This is a genomic window from Pseudomonas sp. NPDC089743 (assembly GCF_044748785.1).
In the GTDB taxonomy this organism is placed as follows: domain Bacteria; phylum Pseudomonadota; class Gammaproteobacteria; order Pseudomonadales; family Pseudomonadaceae; genus Aquipseudomonas; species Aquipseudomonas putida_X.
In genome coordinates this window covers 191,167-208,775 of record NZ_JBIVGS010000006.1, presented here as the reverse complement: position 1 = coordinate 208,775, position 17,609 = coordinate 191,167, and the positions used below count along the sequence as shown (strand labels likewise).

Sequence of the window (17,609 nt, the reverse complement as noted above, 5' to 3'; positions counted from 1 at the left end):
CATGTACTTCGCCCCCCGGTAACCGCCAGGGTGAAGGATTTATGGCGATATGCAGGGGGCATTGCAGGAAATGCGCCAATCTGTGCGAGCCAGAAAAAACAAGGGCCGCGAAGCGGCCCCAGTCACGTACAAGCTGACGTCAGTCCGCCAGCCAGCCCCACTCCCAGTGCCGCAGGTTGTCGTCACGCAACACGAAGTCCCGCATCACCGCTTCGCGCAATTGGTCACCCATGCGGTAACTCGCAGCCGGGTCGGCCAGGTGCGACCGGATCGCCGACAACCATTCCTCGGTGCTGTTGCTGTACACGCGCGTGCACGGCAGGTAACCCCGGTAGGCTTCGGTATCCGTGCAGATGGTCGGGTAGCCGCACGCGCCGTACTCCAGCAGCCGCAGGTTGCTCTTGCAGTCGTTGAAGATATGGAACTCCAGCGGCGCCAGGGCAAGGTCGAGGTTCAGGCTTGCCAGCTTCGCGGGATACAGGTGCAGCGGAACGCCCGGATGGTATTCATGAATGTAAGGCTTGAGCGCTTCGGGGCACATGCCGAAGAACACCCACTCCACCTCGTTGGCAAGCTCACGCACCACCTCGGCAATGATTTCCAGGTCACCACTGTGGCTGGTGCCCCCACCCCAGCCGACCCGCGGTTTGCTGGAGGTGCCGCGACGGCTTTTCGGCAGATCGCCCCACATGCGCGGTGCGAGCATGTTTGGCACGACACGAATGTCGTGGTGCATGTCCGACAGCGCATTGGCCAAGGCCTGGGTGGTCACCACCAGGCGGTCGCACAGACCGATGCCACGGCGCAGGTGCTGTTCGATATCGGCTGGCTTGTTGCGTGCGTGGGTATTCTTCTTCGGCGCACTGAGCACGTAATCGTCGATCTCGAATACCCGACGGGCATTGGAGAAACGCTTGATGCGCTCGATATCACGCACCGAATCTTCGGCGTGGCGCAACTGCAGAATGATCACGTCCGGGTCCATGCGCGCCAGCTGGACCACGCTGGGCGACTCGAAGGCAATGCGCCCGACCACTCGCCCGGCAGCTTCCAGCTGCCTGAACGGCTCGCTGACCCGGTAATGGCCCACCGCAGTGTCGTTCAACGGCAGCCCCAGTACCGCAGGTAGCGCCCGGGCGCACAAAGGGTTCCAGCTACCCCGCAGGCTAGGCTCGAGGCTGAAGTCGGCACTGGCCAGGCTCAGGCTTGGGTTGTAGGCCGGGTCGCGAATCACCTTGCTCAACCAACGGTCGCAGAACAGCTGTTGCTGCTCCAGCAGCTGTTCATGGCTGAACTCTGGCTGGGCCTGCACGCCTTCGGCCTTGAGCATCACTGCATAGGGCGTGCCGACCACCAGATAGCCCTGACGGCCGGCCCGCAGGCACAGGTCAAGTTCTGCCAGCCCTTGCCCAAGCGGCTGTGCCGCCAGCCCGCCAACATCCTCGAACACCGCTTTGCGCACCATCAGGCAATCACCACCAACGGCGCTCCAGTCCTGCACCACCTGCAAGCGTTGCAGGTAACCGCGCGCGTGCGCCTCTTCCCCGGCGAACGCAGGCCCGGCGCCACTGGACACACCCAGCACGCGCCCGGCTTCGACCACACGCCCTTGGGCATCGACCAGCTTGGCACCGACCACGGCCACTTCCGGGCGCTGGGCGTGCTGCAGCAGCTCGTTGAGCCACTGGCCGTCGAGCACTTGCAGCGATGCATCGAGCAGCAGCAGGTATTCGCCGCGGGCCTGGGCCGCCGCCGCATCGATCAGTTGTGCGCGCTGGCTATCGCCCTGTCGCAGCACCCGCAGCATGCCGGCGCCCAGCTCGGCCATGCCCTGCAGCCATTGCGCGATGCCAGCCTCGACCCGCGCGCCGGCGACCAGAAGCAACTCATAGTGGCTGTTGGCAGTGCGCTCGATCAGCCCTTGGACACAGCGCTGCAACTGCTCGAGGTCTTCTCCCACCGGGAGGATGATCGACACCAGCGGTTGACCGTGGTGCACATAGTCGACCCGATTGAGCAGTGCCAGCTCATCGTGACGAATCCGGTGAGCAACCCCGAGACGATTCAAGTGGGCGGCCAGCACCGGCTCGCTCTGCGCGATCACCTGCGGCAACGACAGCCACTGGGCAAAGCTCAGCGCCGATTGCACCTGGATCTCGGCAATATGCTCGATGACCTGGGGCCCGCGGCTTTCGACCAGGCGCCACAGCAGATCGTGCGGCGCCAGCTCGGCGAACGTTGAGTCCAGCCCGCCAAGGTCGAGCATGGCCTCACGGGCGAACGCCAGCGTGCGGCCGACATAGGGATAGCTGCGCAACAAGTCCAGGTTGAATCCAGGCTTGAACACCGGCTCGCCCGGCTTGCCATCGAGCCAGGCGCCTTCATCGCTGTAGGCACAGGCCACATCGGGGAACACCGCCACGCGCTCGGCGAGCAGCAGCAATGCCGACTCGCTCAAGTGATCACCCGCGCGCAGCAGGTAGATCCAGTCGGCGTCGTGCAACGACGCCAGCAGTTGGTTGAGCTGGCGTGGCCAGTCTGCCTGCAGCGGCTGATTGACCAGCGGGATGTCGGTCTGCGGCACTTGGTCGCCCAACAGTACGCAGGCATGCGCCGGATACAGCTGGCCGGCCAAACTGTCGAATGTCTGACGCACTGCCTGGGCATCGCCTTCGGTGTCCAGCACCACCGGTACGACACGCGGCTGGCGCGGCCAGGCGGCCACGGTCTGCGGCAACAAGCGCCGCTGCACTGCACTGAACTGACGGGCCGCCAACCACTGCTGGTACAGCTCGGCATAGCTTTCACTGTCACTGCCAACCCGGCCACTCAAGCGCGTGGCCCAGTTGCTGAGGATGCGCGCCACGCATAGCTCCTGCCACTGGCGCGGCTGCTGCTCGACATCAGCCAGCGGCACATAGCGCACCCAGCCACTGGCCGGCGCCGCTTCACCGCTGCGCGCGGCAATCATCTGCAACAACCAGCGCCACTCCTGCGGTGCCCCCAGCACCTGCGCCGGTTGCTTGCTCAGGCGCTCGGGGTGCAGGCGTTCGAGCAGGCCGGGCTCGCTCAGCATCACCATGTTGGCACGGCGCATCAGGCAGGCGAACAGCGCAAGGTCCAGCAGCGCGACAAAACTCTGCCCTTCAGCAGTCAACGCCTGCATCCACTGCAATGCCTGCTCGCGACGCATCAGCGCGGCCGAGAAGTTTCCAAGGAAATTGACGGGCCGCCCGTCGAGCAACGCCAGCATGTCCTCGCCCTTGAACAAGCTGTCGACGTTGGCAAAACGGGCATTGCACAGGCGCATCGGCAGAATGAAGTTGTTCTCGTCGGCCAGCACACGCTGCGACAACACCAGCCCGACTTCGTCGTGCGCCAGCAACACCTCTGCCTGGCGCTGGACGCACTGGGGGAACAGGCGATCGTCGTCGCACAGCACCTTGACCAGCGTCCCGTTCGCCTGCGTCAGGCCGTGCAACAGGTTGTCGATGAACCCCTTGCGCTGCACGTTGCGCAGGTAGCGCAGCTGCGGCCCCTGCTCCGTCTGGGCCGCCCGAACGATTGCCTCGATCTCATCGCCGCCGCTATCGTCGCAGACCAGCACTTCGAGGTCTTCGCAGGTCTGGCTCAAGGCACTGTGCAACGCCAGGGCGAAAAAGCGAGGGTTGTACGCAGGGATGACAATACTGACGAGAGGCTTTTCGTTCACGTTGACGACCTTGGAAAAAAAAGTGCGCCGCACCTGACGGTGGCGGCGCACGTTTGACTACGCACAGGGCGTTATCAGATGTAATTGACCAGCGACAGGCCGGCGACCTTGGCATACGCCTGCAGCGAAGCCTGCAGCATGTTGGTCTGCATCTGCAGGCGGATCATCACCTCGGCCGGGTCGCTCTCGCGGATCGAGCTCTGGGTCTTGGTGTTTTCCGCACTCAGCGCAGCATTGGTTTCAGCCTGAACGTCCAGTGCCTGGCCACGGCCGCCAATCGAGGCGATCGACGAGGTCACCTGGTTGGTCGCGCTGCCGATATTGCCAATCGCCGAATCCAGCGCCGACTTGAACGCCTGCGCCGCCGCCGGGTCACCATCGATCGGCGTGCTGAGTGCAGCGCGCAGCTGGCTGATGGTGTCCAGGACGTTCTGCGTCTGGTGCGTATCGACCTTGATGGCGAACGAATCACCGGCACTCGGTGCGCCCGACAGCTCGAACTCCACGCCCATCGCGGTCGCGGTGGTGCCGCTGAGGGTGCCGGTGGAAATCGGCCGACTGTTGGCGCTGACCGGCGAAGCATACAGCTCGAAGTCGGTGGCACTGGTGAACTTCAGCACTGCGCCTTCGGGGAACGCAGCCTTGTAGGCGGCCTGGTCGGTGATCGTCGCGCCGGTCACCTGGGTCGACGAGGGGTTACCCGGGCTGCGGGTACCGGAAATCTCATCGGCCTTGGAGCTGAGGCTGAAGGTATGGCCGGCGATGGCAGCATCCGGATCGGCTTCGTCACCGGTCTGGAAGGTGATATCCAGGCGCAGGTCCACGCCGCGGAAGCTGATCGAGGTGTTCTCGCCATTGGGGTCGAACTTGCCGCCCTGTGTAGCTTCCAGAGTCACGTCATTGCCACTGGCGTCGGTGATCTTGAATTCCGTGCTGCTGGTGAATTCGATGCTGTAGGGCTCACCACTGCGGAAACGATCATTGTAGGTGGAGCTGCCAGACACCTGGCCATTGGACAGGGTGACACGGCCATCATCGACCGCCGGGCTGGTCAGGCGTGTCTCGCTGCGGCTGGTGTTCAGGGCCTGCTCGAAGGCGTCATAACCGGTTTCGTTGGCCGCCAGGCTGAGCATGTCGCCGACCTGCAGCTTCAGCTGGCTCTGGTCGCCCTGGTAGGTGTAGGTACCATCGGCGTTGCGCACGTACGGCTGGGTGTCACCTTTGGAGCCGGAGAAGATGTACTTGCCGTTCTCATCCTTGCTGTTCATCAAGGTGAACAGCTGTTGCTCCAGCGAATCCAGCTCGGCGGCGTTGGCCTTGCGGTCTTCGTCGGTGAAACTTGCGTTACCGGAACTGACCGCCAGCTCGTTGACCCGCTGCAGGATGTTGCCGATAGCGTTCAGCGTGCTCTCGGCCGTGCCCAGTGCGTTGCGCACGCTGGTGGTGTTGCCGTTGAACTGGTCGATCATGTTCTGCTGCTGTTCGAGCTGCAGCAGGCGCGATGCGCCTACCGGGTCGTCCTTGGCCGTGCGCACGCGGATACCATCGGTGGCTTCCTGCTGAGTCTTCACCGTGTTGGCGAAGTTGCGCTGATAGTTGGCACTGTTGGTGTTGTAGAACTGCGAAGTTGAGATGCGTACGCTCACGATCTACGGCTCCTTAAAGACTGTTGATCAGGGTGGCGAAAGTTTCCTGGGCCGCCTTGATGATCTGCGACGACGCGGTGTAGTACTGCTGGAACTTGATCAGGTTGCCAGTCTCTTCGTCGATCGACACGCCGGACAAGCCGTTACGGCTGTCCAGCGCCGAGGTTTGCAGCGCGGTAGTGGCATCGCTGTCCATCTGTGCCTGGCCAGCCTTACCGCCGACGTTCGATACCAGCTTGGCGTAGGCGTCGCTAAAACTGATGCCCTTGCCGTCGGCACCTACTTCGACAGTCGACTTGGTCTGCAGATCAATCACCGACTGGGCGTTGCGGTTGTCGGCAGAGCCGGCTGCAGTCAGCCCGACGGTGAAGCTGTCGCCATTTTTAGGTGCACCCGAGACATCCATTTCGAACGTGAAGGTCTTCTGGGTCGCGCCATCCATGATCGGGTTGCCACTGGCATCGACCATCGGCACCGACAGCTGCAACTTGTTGTCCTGGCCGGGCACGATGGTGCCACTGCCAATGGAGTTGCCCTTGGCGTCGTACAGGGTGTACGCCTGGGGCGAGGCGGTGTCGTCACCGAACACCAGCTTGACCGGCGTGGAATACTTCAGGCCAGTCTGCAGGTCGGCGCGCTGGGCAGCGTCGTAGATGTCCAGCTGGGATGTCAGGGTCGGCTGGGTGATGGTGCCGGTGCCCTTGTTGCCCGAACCGCTGGTACCGGTCAGTGGCGAGGCCATGGCCAGACGCTTGGGGTCGGTCAGCGTCGCCTCGATGCCAGCCGCTGCATTGCGCGTCGGGGTGATCTTGAAGCTGTCGCCGGCACTCAGCGCGCCGCCATTGAGCGACAGGGTGAAACCGTCGATCACCGGTGGCGGGGTGTCGGTCAGATCGAAGCTGCCCATGTCGGTGCCTTCAGGCAGCTTGCGCACGTTGTAGCCGGTGGCGCTGGTGAAGGTCACCTGGTAGTCGCTGGTAGACAGCTTGCCAGTGTCCTTGATGGTCACATCCAGGTTGCCGGACCCGGCACTGTTGCCCGACTTGGCGATGCTGCGCTCGCTGATGGCCTTGGCGCTGTTGATGTCGGCGAACAGGTTGCTGCCGAACTCACCATTCTTGTCGATGCCCTGGGCCAGCTGGCTGTTGATCGCGTCGGCCACCACCAGCGCCACACGGCCCAGCTCGTTGAGCGCAGGGTCGAGGGTTTCCTTGCGGTAGCGGATCAGGCCGCCCATCTCACCACCGGTGGTGCTGTTGGTGATGTCCATCTTGGTCGAACCGCGGTTGAGGATCAGGCTCATGCGGGTCGGGTCGGTGGCACTGGGCTCCACGCCCAGGGTCTGGGTGGTCTTGCCCAGCACCAGCGCCTGGCCGTTCTTCAGGTAGATGTCGTAGTTGCCGTCACGCTCGACCACATCGGTGCCGATCAAAGCACTCAGCTCACGCACCGCACCGTCGCGCTGGTCGAGCAGGTCATTGGGCTGGCCGGAGATGGAGGCGACGCGGGAAATCTGATCGTTGAGGTCGGCAATGGTCTTGGTCAGGCTGTTGACCTGTTCAGCCAGCGAGGCCATGTTGCTGTTGATGTTGCTGTTCTGCTGATTGAGCTGCGACGACAGGGTATTGAAGCGCTTGGCCAGGGACTGGGCGCTGGTCAGCAGCAGTTGGCGCGAGGCGTCTTCGGTCGGCTTGGCGGCGGCGTCCTGCATGGCGCTGAAGAAGCTCTGCAGGGCCGCGGTGATGCCGGTGTCGCTGCTGGAAAGGGCGGTATCCAGCGGCGTGATCTGATTCAGGTACGAGGAAGCTTCGCTGCTCAGCGAGGTGGTGGTACGCAACTGGTTCTCGAGGAACGCGTTGTAGACACGGCGCACATCGGCCAGCGTGGTGCCGCTGCCGATGAAGACCTGGCCGACCTGCTGGCCGCCTTTGGTCTTCTGCACGTTCTGCTGGCGCGAGTAGCTATCGACGTCGGCGTTGGAGATGTTGTTACCGAGGGTGTACATCCCCGACTGCGCGGCGCCAAGCCCCGACATACCAATGTTGATCAGACTCGCCATGGTTCCATGCCCTTAAAGTTTCGTTGTAGTACCGAGCGATGCATAGCTCTCGTACGACTTCATCTGTCTTGCGATCTGCGAGATCTTGCTGGCGTAATTCGGGTCGGTGGCGTACCCGGCCTTTTGCAACTCTTGCACGAACTGTTCTGGCTTATCGGCCGCCTTCACCGCTTCTTGATAGCGGGAATTGTTCTGCAGCAGGCTGACCAGGTCGTGGAAGCTGTCCTGATAGGAGTCGTAGGAGCGGAACGCTGCGGTCTCCTTGACGAACTGGCCGTCACGGAACTCGCTGGTGATCGCCCGCGCCGAATCGCCTTCCCAATTGCCCGTGGCTTTGATGCCGAACAGGTTGTGGCTGCTGCTGCCATCGCTGTTGCGCATGACCGACTTGCCCCAGCCGGTTTCAAGGGCTGCCTGGGCCACCAGATAACGCGGGTCGACACCGATGCGCTTGGCGGCCTGCTCGGCCATCGGCAGCATGGTGGCGACGAATGCGTCGCTGTCGGTGAACGCTTTTTTCGGCGCCAGAGGCGGCTGCGCCACGGCACGGCCGGTGATGCGCAGCCCGCGCTCGGGCACGGCGAAGCTCTGCGCCACCTGCTGCCCATCGCGGGCCGGTACGGCGGCGGTATTGGTGGCTGCCGCCGGGTTGCCCGCCGAGGGCACGATACCGGCCAGCAAGCGGTCGGTCAGCTTGCCTGGCAACGCCAGGCGCCTTGAATTGAGCGCGGCAACGTCATTGCGGGTGGCAGTCGACTGCACGGCATGTACCGGGTCGGCTACCTTGTTGCCCCACAGCGCCGGCGCATTGCCTTCGCTACGGGGGAACGGGCTGGTGTTGACCGGCGCGCTCTTGTTCTTCGACAGCTGGCGCACCAGCACGTCCTGCAGGCCGATACCGCCCCCCTCGCGGGACATGCTCACAGCCAGCTGCTGGTCGTACATGTCGCGGTACTGCTTGACCGTCGCGCTGTTCATCGGGTTGTCGTCGGCCAGTACGTCACTGGCCTTGCGCGAGGCCTTGAGCATTTCGCTGATGAACAGCGACTCGAATTCCTGGGCCACCTTGCGCACGTTGGCATCGCTGTCGCGATCACCGTGCTTGAGCGAGCTCAGGCGATTGAGGTCGGTGTAGGCGCCGCTGTCGGCCGCGCTGGAAACCAGGCTTTTCGAGTTCATGCGTGGCGTCCTCAGATCACGATCAGGTCGGCCTGCAAGGCGCCGGCCTGTTTCAGGGCTTCGAGGATGGCCATCAGGTCGCTGGGCGCTGCGCCCACCTGGTTCACCGCACGGACGATTTCATCCAGTGTGGTGCCCGGGCCGAACTTGAACATTGGCTTGGCTTCCTGTTGCGCGTTGACCCGCGAGCGTGGCACTACGGCGGTCTCGCCATTGGAGAACGGCCCCGGCTGGCTGACGATCGGGTCTTCGGTGATGGTCACGGTGAGGCTGCCGTGGGTCACCGCCGCCGGCGAAACCTTGACGTTCTGGCCGATCACGATGGTGCCGGTACGCGAGTTGATGATGACCTTGGCAACGGCCTGGCCCGGGTCGATCTCGAGGTTTTCGAGAATCGACAGGTAGTCCACACGCTGGGTCGGGTCCATCGGCGCGCTGACGCGCACCGAGCCGCCGTCCACCGCCTGGGCGACGCCTGGGCCGAGCAGTTCGTTGACCTTGTCGACGATACGCTTGGCGGTGGTGAAGTCGGGCCGGTTGAGGTTCAACGTCAGGGTATTGCCCTGGTTGAACCCGCTCGGTACTGCACGTTCCACCGAAGCGCCACCTGGAATACGACCCGCCGACGGAACGTTGACGGTGATTTTCGAGCCATCGCGGCCTTCGGCATCGAAGCCGCCGACCACCAGGTTGCCCTGGGCAATGGCGTAGACGTTGCCGTCGATACCCTTGAGCGGGGTCATCAGCAGGCTACCGCCGCGCAGGCTCTTGGAGTTGCCGATCGAGGACACGGTAATGTCCACCACCTGGCCCGGCTTGGCGAAGGGCGGCAAGTCGGCATGCACCGACACTGCGGCGACGTTCTTCAACTGCACGTTGCCGGAGCCGGCGGGCACTTTGATGCCGAACTGCGACAGCATGTTGTTGAACGTCTGCAGCGTGAACGGCGTCTGGGTGGTCTGGTCACCCGTGCCGTTGAGGCCCACCACCAGGCCGTAACCGATCAACTGGTTGGAACGCACGCCCGAGATACTGGCGATGTCCTTCAGGCGCTCGGCATGGGCGCCGAACGCACAGGACAGAAGCAAGGTTGCGGCAATCAGTTGCCTGACGTTGAACATGTTCATCCGTACTCAGAAGGGCCAAAGCGGGCTGAGGAAGAAACGGTCCAGCCAGCCAGGCTGGCTGGCGTCGGCGAAGGAACCGGTACCCGAATAGGTGATGCGCGCGTCGGCCACACGGGTGGACGGCACGGTGTTGTCGGTGGCGATGTCGTCGGCGCGGATCAGCCCGGCGATGCGCACCAGCTCTTCGCCGGTGTTCAGGGTCATCCACTTCTCACCCCGCACGGCGATGATGCCGTTGGGCAGCACTTCGGCGACGGTGACGGTGATCGAGCCGGTCAACGTGTTGCCCTGGGTGGCCTTGCTGTCACCCTTGGTGGCACGCTCACCGCTGTAGCCCGCCTCCAGCGACAGGTCGCCGCCGCCGAACGGGTTGTTGGTGTTCGGCGTGGCACCGAACAGCGAGGTCAGGCCGATGTTGGCGCTGCTGTCCTTCTGGATCTGCGAACCGGCATTCTTGCTGGCCGAGGTACGTTCGTTGAGCGTGATGGTGATGATGTCACCCACGCGGAACGCCTTGCGGTCGCTGTACAGGTTCTGCTCGAAGCCGGCCTGGTAGATCGAACCGTTGTTGGCCGCTGCCGGCAACGGGGTGCGCGGCAAAACCGGCGCGTAGTACGGGTCGTTGGGCTTGGGCGTCGGCGCGACGCAACCAGCCAGCAACACCGCCCCCCCCAGGGCGAACAGGGACAACAGACGATTCATGACGCTTACCTCACGGTGTAACAGGGACTTGGGCTTACAGCTGCTGAGTGACGAACGACAGCATCTGGTCAGCAGTGGAGATGACCTTGGAGTTCATCTCGTAGGCGCGCTGCGTGGTGATCATGTTCACCAGCTCTTCCACGGTGCTGACGTTGGAGTTTTCCAGGGTCTGTTGCAGGGTGGTGCCGAAGCCGTTCAGGCCTGGGGTACCGACCTGTGGGGCACCACTGGCAGCGGTTTCCAGGAACAGGTTGTCGCCGATCGCCTGCAGGCCGGCCGGGTTGATGAAGTCGGCGGTCTGGATGTTGCCGATCACCTGCGCTGCCGGGTTGCCAGCGGTGGTGATCGACACGGTGCCGTCCTGGCCTACGGTGAAGGTCTGGGCGTCGTTCGGCACGACCACCGCAGGCTCCAGCGCGAAGCCGTTGGCGGTGACGATCTGGCCGTCGGAGTTCAGGTGGAAGGTACCGTCACGGGTGTACGAAACCGTACCGTCCGGCTGCAACACCTGGAAGAAACCACGGCCGTTGACCGCCATGTCCAGCGGGTTTTCGGTGGTCTGCAGGCTGCCGGTCTGGAAGTTTTTCTGGGTGCCGACGATGCGCACACCGGTACCGACCTGCAGGCCCGACGGCAGTTCGCTGTCCTGGGTGGACTGCGCGCCTGGCTGGCGTTTGATCTGGTACAGCAGGTCCTGGAATTCGGCGCGGTCGCGCTTGAAGCCAGTGGTCGAAACGTTGGCCAGGTTGTTGGAAATGACCGTCAGGTTGGTGTCCTGGGCGGACAGGCCGGTTTTAGCGACCCAAAGAGCCGGAAGCATCAGTATTCTCCTCGTGCGCCTGTTTTACGGCACCCGTTCAAGTGTGGTTAGCCGAGTTGCAAAACACGCGCCATGGCTTCATCGCCTTCCTTGGCCGCGTTCATCATCTTCACGTGCAGTTCGAATTGGCGAGACAGCGCCAGCACCGACGTCATTTCTTCGACGGCATTGACGTTGCTGCCTTCGAGGAAGCCAGATACGACCTTGACGTTGACATCGGCAGCTGCCGGCTGGCCGCTGGTGGTGTGGATCAGCCCGTCCAGGCCCTTGGTCAGGCCCTTGGTGTCCGGGTTGACCAGCTTGATCCGGTCGACCTCAGCCATTACCCGCGGGTCTTCACCCATGGAGCGGATGCTGATGGTGCCGTCAGCGCCGACTTCGACTTTCTGCTCTGGCGGAATGGCGATAGGCCCGCCGTTGCCGATCACCGGCATGCCATTACCGGCGCGCAGCACGCCGAGTGCATCGATGTTCAGGCTACCGGTACGTACGTAGGCTTCGCTGCCATCGGGGGCCTGCACGGCAATGAAGCCCTGCCCCGCCACCGCCACGTCCAGGTCACGCCCGGTCTCGACCATGGGCCCTTCACTGAAGTCGGTGGCCGGACGCTCGGTCATGGCAAACGCCCGCGACGGAAAGCTGTCACCGAACACCGGCATCGAGCGCGCCTGCTCCAGGTCACGCTGGAAACCATTGGTGGAAATGTTCGCCAGGTTGTTGGCGTGGGCCTTCTGCGCCAGCGCGTTCTGGCTGGCGCCGGTCATGGCCACGTAAAGCATCTTGTCCACAGTCATCCTCCGCTGCACTGGCGATCGTTTGCCGCTCGCCGTTGCTGTGCAGGCACTAAAGCAAGTTCCGAACCAACTTTTTGAAATGCTGAAAAAGCCCGTAAATACGGGCTTTGAAGGGTGCTACCAGGCAGGAGAACGCCGGTTATCCGGCGCGGGGTTGCCGGTAGCGGCAAAGCCGGCGCAGGCAATCACCGATCGCGGCAACCGCCATTGTTGTAGGGCCCGGCAAAACGCTTCCAGCCCTCCCCCGGCGACCACTGCGAGCACACCAGGCGCCCATCCACCTGGCTTTCCCAGCGCCACCAGGGCGCAGTACCCGCATGAGCCTGATATAGGCAGAACACGGCAAGCGCGGCGACAAGCCACTTTTTCATAAGCCCTCCCACAAAAACGACGAACCCCTTCATGGCAAAGGGGTTCGTCTTCACACAATCAACCCGCGACCATCAGGTCATCTGGATGATGGTCTGCATGATGGTGCTTTCGGTGGAGATGGTCTTGGCGTTCGCCTGATAGTTGCTCTGCGCCTTGATCAGCTCGACCAACTCCTGGGTCAGGTTGACGTTCGAAGCCTCCAGGGCATTGGACTCGACGCTACCCAGAGTACCGGTCTTGGGCTCGTCGATGCCGGGAATTCCGGAAGAGAAGGTTTCGGTCCAGCGGGTGCCGCCGATCTGCTGCAAGCCCTGCTCATTGGCGAAGCTGGCCAGCGCCACCTGGCCAATGGCGCGCGACTGCTGGTTGCTGAAGCTGGCGAACATCACGCCGGTGGAGTCGATGCTCAGGCTCGACAGGATACCGGTGGCGTAACCATCCTGGGACTGCGACATGCGCGCGGTCTCGGTGTTGTAGGACGTGGTGCTGTTCATCGACAGCTTCATGCCATCGGCGTTACCCGCAGCGCCATTGGACGCCCAGTTGCCTGCCGAATCCTCGACCGCTGGCACCCAACCGGTCATGGTGAAGGTGTTGTTGGTCACGGTGAACGACGCACCCGCCGGATGGCCCGTGTTATCGGCAGTCATGCTGCTCACAGAACCATCGCTGCTGAAACTGATGGTGCCGGTCAGCGGGGTGGTGGAAGCAGGATCGAACGGGTTTCGACCGTCGACCAACGTGTACATGGTCCATTCGTTCGTACCGGTCTTGCGGTAGAACTGCTCCATGGTGTGCTCGTTACCCTGGCTGTCGTACACCTTGGTCGGGAACGACTTGGTGTAGGTCGTCTCGTCGGTAGGGTCGAACGGCAGATTAGGCACCATCGCACCCGTGCCATCATCGATTTCCAGTGGAATATCGGTGGCCGAGGAGTTCAGGTTGATGCCTTGGTCAATCAGCGAGGTGGCTTTTGGCTGCAGCGCCGAGGTGTCGATCTGCAGGTCAGTCAGCACACCCTTCTGGATCTTACCGTTCGCATCGGCCGCGTAGCCTTGCAGGCGCAGGCCGTCCGAGGTGACCACGAAGTTGTTCTTGTCGGCCTGGAACGCACCGGCACGGGTGTAGACCCGCGAACCGTTGTCGGACAGGACGAAGAAGCCCTGGCCCTGGATACCCATGTCCAGCACATTACCCGTGTTGTTGACATCACCCTGGGTGAATTGCTGCGAGATCGCCGCCAGGCGCACGCCGTTGCCGACTTGGTTCTTGCCCACACCCAGGCGGTTGGCACCGGCATAGACGTCGGCGAACTCGGCACGCGAGGATTTGAAGCCTGTGGTATTGACGTTGGCGATGTTGTTGCCGGTAACGTCCAGCTGTTTGTTGGCTGCGTACAGACCGCTAAGGCCGATATTGAAAGACATGAATTCGCTCCTGCGCCGCGCTGGCGGGCCTTAGATACCGATGGTTTGTATGTCAGAGAGGGAGACCTTGCCGACGCCAGCAAGGTTGAGCACCATTTCGCCGGTGGCATTGAAGCTGACGCTGGTCACCTTGGCCGGCAGCAGCGTGCTCATCTGCACTGACTGGCCATCCACGGTGGTGCTGGCGGCGAAGGTGTAGGTGCCCGGGTCGACCTTCTCGCCGCTGTCGTTGGTGCCGTCCCAGATGAAGTCGGCATAGCCGGCTTTCTGCTCGCCCAGCTCGATGGTCTTGACGGTATTGCCGTCCTTGTCCTTGATGGTGATCTTCGCTTCACTGATTGCCTGCGGCACGACGAACTGTGCATTGAAGCTTTCAGTGGTATCGACCACCGCCTTGTCGTTCTGCACCACCACCGAACGGCCGACCAGCGAGGAGGCCTGCAGGGCCTGGGACGACGCCATGGCATTGGTAATGCTGCTGACCGATTCGTTCAGGGAGGTGATGCCTTCCAGGCTGCTGAACTGCGCCAGCTGGGCCACGAACTCACCGTTCTCCTGCGGATCCAGCGGGTTCTGGTGCTGCATCTGGGTAACCAGCAACTGCAGGAACGCGTCCTTGCCAAGCGTATCGGTACCGGTCTTGGACACGGTATCGGTGGTTTTCTTGGTGGTACCACCGACGCCCGACGCTGTCAGGACATCATTGAGGTTCACACCGCTGGTGCTATCGACTGCCATGGTCCGGATTCCTTATCACTGACCCAGGGTCAGCACTTTCTGCATCATGTTCTTGGCGGTGTTCATCAGCTCGGCGTTGGTCTGGAACGCGCGGCTGGCGGAGATCATGTCAGCCATCTCCTCGACCACATTGACGTTCGGGTAGTAGACGTAACCGTCCTTGTTCGCCGCCGGGTGGTTGGGCTCGTAGCGTGCCTCGAGGTTGCTTTGGTCTTCGATGATGCCCTTGACCTGCACACCCTGCCCTGCCTCGCCCTGGTCTTCGAACAGCGACTGGCTGCCGCCGGCCTGCGCATTCTGGAAGGTGGTGGCGAACACCGGGTGCCGCGCGCGGTAGGTCTGATCGATACTCGACGAAACCGTCTCGGCGTTGGCAATGTTGGAAGCAACGGTGTTGAGGCGGGTGTTCTGCGCGCTCATGCCGCTACCGGCAATGTTGAAGACACTGGACAGGGACATGGTCATTCTCCTCGCAGGGCAGAAACCAGCCCTTTGAATTTACTGTTGAGCAGGGTGAAGCTGGCCTGGAAGCCAATGGCGTTTTCCGTGTAGTTCGATTGCTCGATCTGGGCGTCCACGGTGTTCTGGTCGATCGACGGCTGCGTCGGTGTGCGGTACTGCAGCGTGTCGTCGGCCATGGCCAGGCCTTCGGCCTCGATGTGACGGCTGTTGGTTCGGTCCATGGCAAAGCGGCCACCGCTCTGCTGCTTCTGGCTTTCGGCGGCGAGCACCGAAGAGAAGTCCATGTCACGCGCCTTGTAATTGGGCGTGTCAGCGTTGGCGATGTTGTTGGCCAGCACTTCGGCGCGCTGGGCGCGGAAGCCCAGTGCCTTTTCATGGATGCCAAGCGCCTTGTCGAAACTGATGCTCATGTCGGGGAAACCTTCGAAGGTTGACCGGAATATCGTTGGCCAAGCTATAGCAAGGGCTGTGCCAATGTTCGGAAAGGCCAGAAACACTGGGCTGGGGCGGAGATGGCTGATGGCGCGATGCCAGAAAAGCGGCAAAAGGCTTCCGCCTGAACAACGCAAAGCGGCAATTGCCGGGCGGCAAAAGCGGCAAAACAAAAAATTGACGTCAACAGGCGGGGGTGGCGCTGGGGGGGGGCAACACGCTGCTTGGAACATCAGCCTTTTGAGCGCGAGCGCCGCGTGGGCGGCGTTCGCGCTCAGGCCTGCCCGAAACAGACCGGCGGGCGCTCGCAGCCGGTCACTTGGCCTGGTAAATGATCCCGGGGCTGCACTGCACCATCTGGTAGTGGTCCGGCAACCCATTGAGCGCCTCGGACGCCCCCAGGAACAGGTACCCACCTGGCTTCAGGGTGCTGTGAATACGCAGCAGGATGTCTTTCTTCACCTGAGCCGAGAAATAGATCAACACATTCCGGCAGAACACGATGTCGAACTTGCCCAACGCCGCGTAGCTGTCGAGCAGGTTGAACGAGCGGAACTCGACACGGCTGCGAATCGCCGGCTTGACCGCCCAGCGCCCCGGCCCCTTGGTGTCGAAGTAGCGCTGCAGGCGCTCCTGGGACAAGCCGCGGGCGATCGCCAGGCTGTCGTATTCACCGGTCTTGCAGTTGTTCAGCATCGACCCGGACAGGTCGGTGGCAACGATCTGCGCGCCCATCTTCAACTGGCCCAGGTTGCTGCGCTCGAACTCATCGATGGCCATCGAAATGGAGTACGGCTCCTGGCCCGACGAGCAGGCCGCCGACCACATGCGCAGGCGCTGGCCGGGGTTGTTCTTGATGAACTCGGGAATGACCTTGTTCTTCAGCACTTCGAATGGGTAGGTATCGCGAAACCACAAGGTTTCGTTGGTGGTCATCGCATCCACCACCTGCTCGCGCAGCCCTCCACGCGGCTGAGCCTGGATGCGCTGCACCAGTTCGCCCAGGCTCTTGATGCCCTGCTGCTCCATCAGCTTGTTAAGACGGCTGGAGACCAGGTACTGCTTGTTCTCACCCAGCAGGATGCCACAGGCTTTCTCCAGGAATACCCGGAACTGTTCGAAATCCAAATTACCCGTAGACACTACTGCGGCCTCTTTTCAATCACAGGTACCGGGAGTCGCCTCCCGGCTACTTCAATGCGTTGCCTTGATCCGGTCGACCACGCGCTGGGCCAGGTCGTCCGGCCTGAACTTGGCCAGGAAGTCATCGGCACCGACCTTCTTGACCATCGCCTGGTTGAACACCCCGGACAGCGAAGTATGCAGGCAGATATGCAGCTTTTGCATGCGCGGGTCACTGCGGATTTCGGCGGTCAGCGTATAACCGTCCATCTCCGGCATCTCGATGTCCGAAATCATCATCAGGAACTCTTCTTCCGGCCGCTTGCCCTCCTCCACCAGTTTGCGCAGGTAGTCCAAGGCCTGGCGCCCGTCATTGAGCGCCACCACCTCGACACCGACCGTCTGCAGGCAGCGGCTGACCTGCTTGCGCGCCACCGACGAATCGTCAACGGTCAGCACACGCAGCAGCACGGCCTTGTCCTGGGTGTCGGCATCGACCACACCGGCTGACACCGACTCGGACGACGGCGCCACCTCGGCCAGTACCTTTTCCACGTCGATGATTTCAACCATGCGGTTGTCCACCCGGGTAACCGCAGTCAGGTAATGGTCGCGGCCGGTGCCCTTGGGTGGCGGGTGGATTTCTTCCCAGTTCATGTTGACGATGCGCTCGACCGAGTGCACCAGAAAACCTTGGGTCTTGGTGTTGTACTCGGTGATGATCACGAAGCTGTTGCGAGTCTCTTCCTGCAGCCCGGGCAAGCCGGTGGCCATCGACAGGTCGAGAATCGGAATGGTCGCCCCACGAATGTTGGCCACACCACGCACCACTGGGTGGGACTTGGGCAGCACGGTCAGCTCAGGGCATTGCAGCACCTCGCGGACCTTGAACACATTGATGCCGTAAAGCTGCGCGCCATTGAGGCGGAACAACAGCAATTCCAGGCGATTCTGCCCAACCAGCTGTGTGCGCTGGTTGACTGAATCCATAACCCCCGCCATGCCTGACTCCTTTTT

Annotated in this window: 15 protein-coding genes; all 15 read right to left on the bottom strand. The window is 62.5% G+C overall.

Going from position 1 to position 17,609, the window contains the following annotated elements; genetic code table 11:
• Window positions 1-139 precede the first annotated feature (139 nt).
• Entirely contained in the window at window positions 140-3,712 is a 3,573-nt protein-coding gene (locus ACIPZC_RS13650; protein WP_400627458.1) for a glycosyltransferase, read from the bottom strand.
• 74 nt (window positions 3,713-3,786) lie between these two features.
• Entirely contained in the window at window positions 3,787-5,358 is a 1,572-nt protein-coding gene (locus ACIPZC_RS13645) for a flagellar hook-associated protein 3 (protein WP_400627456.1), read from the bottom strand.
• Between the two features lie 13 nt (window positions 5,359-5,371).
• Window positions 5,372-7,417 carry a flagellar hook-associated protein FlgK gene (gene flgK, locus ACIPZC_RS13640; RefSeq protein WP_400627454.1) on the bottom strand — a complete coding sequence of 682 codons (2,046 nt, stop codon included), beginning with the start codon at window positions 7,415-7,417 and terminating at the stop codon, window positions 5,372-5,374.
• A gap of 12 nt (window positions 7,418-7,429) precedes the next feature.
• On the bottom strand, window positions 7,430-8,596 hold the full coding sequence (gene flgJ / locus ACIPZC_RS13635) for a flagellar assembly peptidoglycan hydrolase FlgJ (RefSeq protein WP_400627452.1): 1,167 nt from the start codon (window positions 8,594-8,596) through the stop codon (window positions 7,430-7,432).
• Window positions 8,597-8,607: 11 nt separating this feature from the next.
• Window positions 8,608-9,717 (bottom strand): flagellar basal body P-ring protein FlgI, encoded by a 1,110-nt coding sequence (locus ACIPZC_RS13630; RefSeq protein ID WP_241804600.1) that lies wholly within the window; start codon window positions 9,715-9,717, stop codon window positions 8,608-8,610.
• 12 nt (window positions 9,718-9,729) lie between these two features.
• On the bottom strand, window positions 9,730-10,425 hold the full coding sequence (gene flgH, locus ACIPZC_RS13625) for a flagellar basal body L-ring protein FlgH (protein ID WP_241804601.1): 696 nt from the start codon (window positions 10,423-10,425) through the stop codon (window positions 9,730-9,732).
• A gap of 34 nt (window positions 10,426-10,459) precedes the next feature.
• Window positions 10,460-11,245 carry a flagellar basal-body rod protein FlgG gene (flgG, locus tag ACIPZC_RS13620; RefSeq protein ID WP_012315556.1) on the bottom strand — a complete coding sequence of 262 codons (786 nt, stop codon included), beginning with the start codon at window positions 11,243-11,245 and terminating at the stop codon, window positions 10,460-10,462.
• Window positions 11,246-11,292: 47 nt separating this feature from the next.
• Complete coding sequence (gene flgF / locus ACIPZC_RS13615) at window positions 11,293-12,033, bottom strand: flagellar basal-body rod protein FlgF (protein WP_042111635.1); 741 nt, start codon at window positions 12,031-12,033, stop codon at window positions 11,293-11,295.
• 191 nt (window positions 12,034-12,224) lie between these two features.
• A complete protein-coding gene (locus ACIPZC_RS13610) occupies window positions 12,225-12,410 on the bottom strand; it encodes a hypothetical protein (RefSeq protein ID WP_349976555.1) in 186 nt (61 codons plus the stop codon).
• Window positions 12,411-12,482: 72 nt separating this feature from the next.
• Window positions 12,483-13,838: a flagellar hook protein FlgE gene (flgE, locus tag ACIPZC_RS13605; protein ID WP_267817763.1), complete on the bottom strand. Its 1,356-nt coding sequence runs from the start codon at window positions 13,836-13,838 to the stop codon at window positions 12,483-12,485.
• A 30-nt stretch (window positions 13,839-13,868) separates the two neighbouring features.
• On the bottom strand, window positions 13,869-14,576 hold the full coding sequence (gene flgD, locus ACIPZC_RS13600) for a flagellar hook assembly protein FlgD (RefSeq protein ID WP_241804604.1): 708 nt from the start codon (window positions 14,574-14,576) through the stop codon (window positions 13,869-13,871).
• 15 nt (window positions 14,577-14,591) lie between these two features.
• Window positions 14,592-15,035, bottom strand: coding sequence for a flagellar basal body rod protein FlgC (flgC, locus tag ACIPZC_RS13595; RefSeq protein WP_012315561.1), 444 nt, complete (start codon window positions 15,033-15,035; stop codon window positions 14,592-14,594).
• 2 nt (window positions 15,036-15,037) lie between these two features.
• A complete protein-coding gene (gene flgB / locus ACIPZC_RS13590) occupies window positions 15,038-15,448 on the bottom strand; it encodes a flagellar basal body rod protein FlgB (RefSeq protein WP_012315562.1) in 411 nt (136 codons plus the stop codon).
• Between the two features lie 337 nt (window positions 15,449-15,785).
• On the bottom strand, window positions 15,786-16,613 hold the full coding sequence (gene cheR / locus ACIPZC_RS13585; protein ID WP_012315563.1) for a protein-glutamate O-methyltransferase CheR: 828 nt from the start codon (window positions 16,611-16,613) through the stop codon (window positions 15,786-15,788).
• A gap of 51 nt (window positions 16,614-16,664) precedes the next feature.
• Entirely contained in the window at window positions 16,665-17,594 is a 930-nt protein-coding gene (locus tag ACIPZC_RS13580) for a chemotaxis protein CheV (protein WP_241804605.1), read from the bottom strand.
• Window positions 17,595-17,609: the final 15 nt, after the last annotated feature.

Excerpts from the sequence above, each read along its gene's own strand:
- flgK (WP_400627454.1), bottom strand. The coding sequence starts at position 7,417 with ATGGCGAGTCTGATCAACATTGGTATGTCGGGGCTTGGCGCCGCGCAG.
- flgJ (WP_400627452.1), bottom strand. The coding sequence starts at position 8,596 with ATGAACTCGAAAAGCCTGGTTTCCAGCGCGGCCGACAGCGGCGCCTAC.
- ACIPZC_RS13630 (WP_241804600.1), bottom strand. The coding sequence starts at position 9,717 with ATGTTCAACGTCAGGCAACTGATTGCCGCAACCTTGCTTCTGTCCTGT.
- flgH (WP_241804601.1), bottom strand. The coding sequence starts at position 10,425 with ATGAATCGTCTGTTGTCCCTGTTCGCCCTGGGGGGGGCGGTGTTGCTG.
- flgG (WP_012315556.1), bottom strand. The coding sequence starts at position 11,245 with ATGCTTCCGGCTCTTTGGGTCGCTAAAACCGGCCTGTCCGCCCAGGAC.
- ACIPZC_RS13610 (WP_349976555.1), bottom strand. The coding sequence starts at position 12,410 with ATGAAAAAGTGGCTTGTCGCCGCGCTTGCCGTGTTCTGCCTATATCAG.
- flgE (WP_267817763.1), bottom strand. The coding sequence starts at position 13,838 with ATGTCTTTCAATATCGGCCTTAGCGGTCTGTACGCAGCCAACAAACAG.
- flgD (WP_241804604.1), bottom strand. The coding sequence starts at position 14,576 with ATGGCAGTCGATAGCACCAGCGGTGTGAACCTCAATGATGTCCTGACA.
- flgC (WP_012315561.1), bottom strand. The coding sequence starts at position 15,035 with ATGTCCCTGTCCAGTGTCTTCAACATTGCCGGTAGCGGCATGAGCGCG.
- flgB (WP_012315562.1), bottom strand. The coding sequence starts at position 15,448 with ATGAGCATCAGTTTCGACAAGGCGCTTGGCATCCATGAAAAGGCACTG.
- ACIPZC_RS13580 (WP_241804605.1), bottom strand. The coding sequence starts at position 17,594 with ATGGCGGGGGTTATGGATTCAGTCAACCAGCGCACACAGCTGGTTGGG.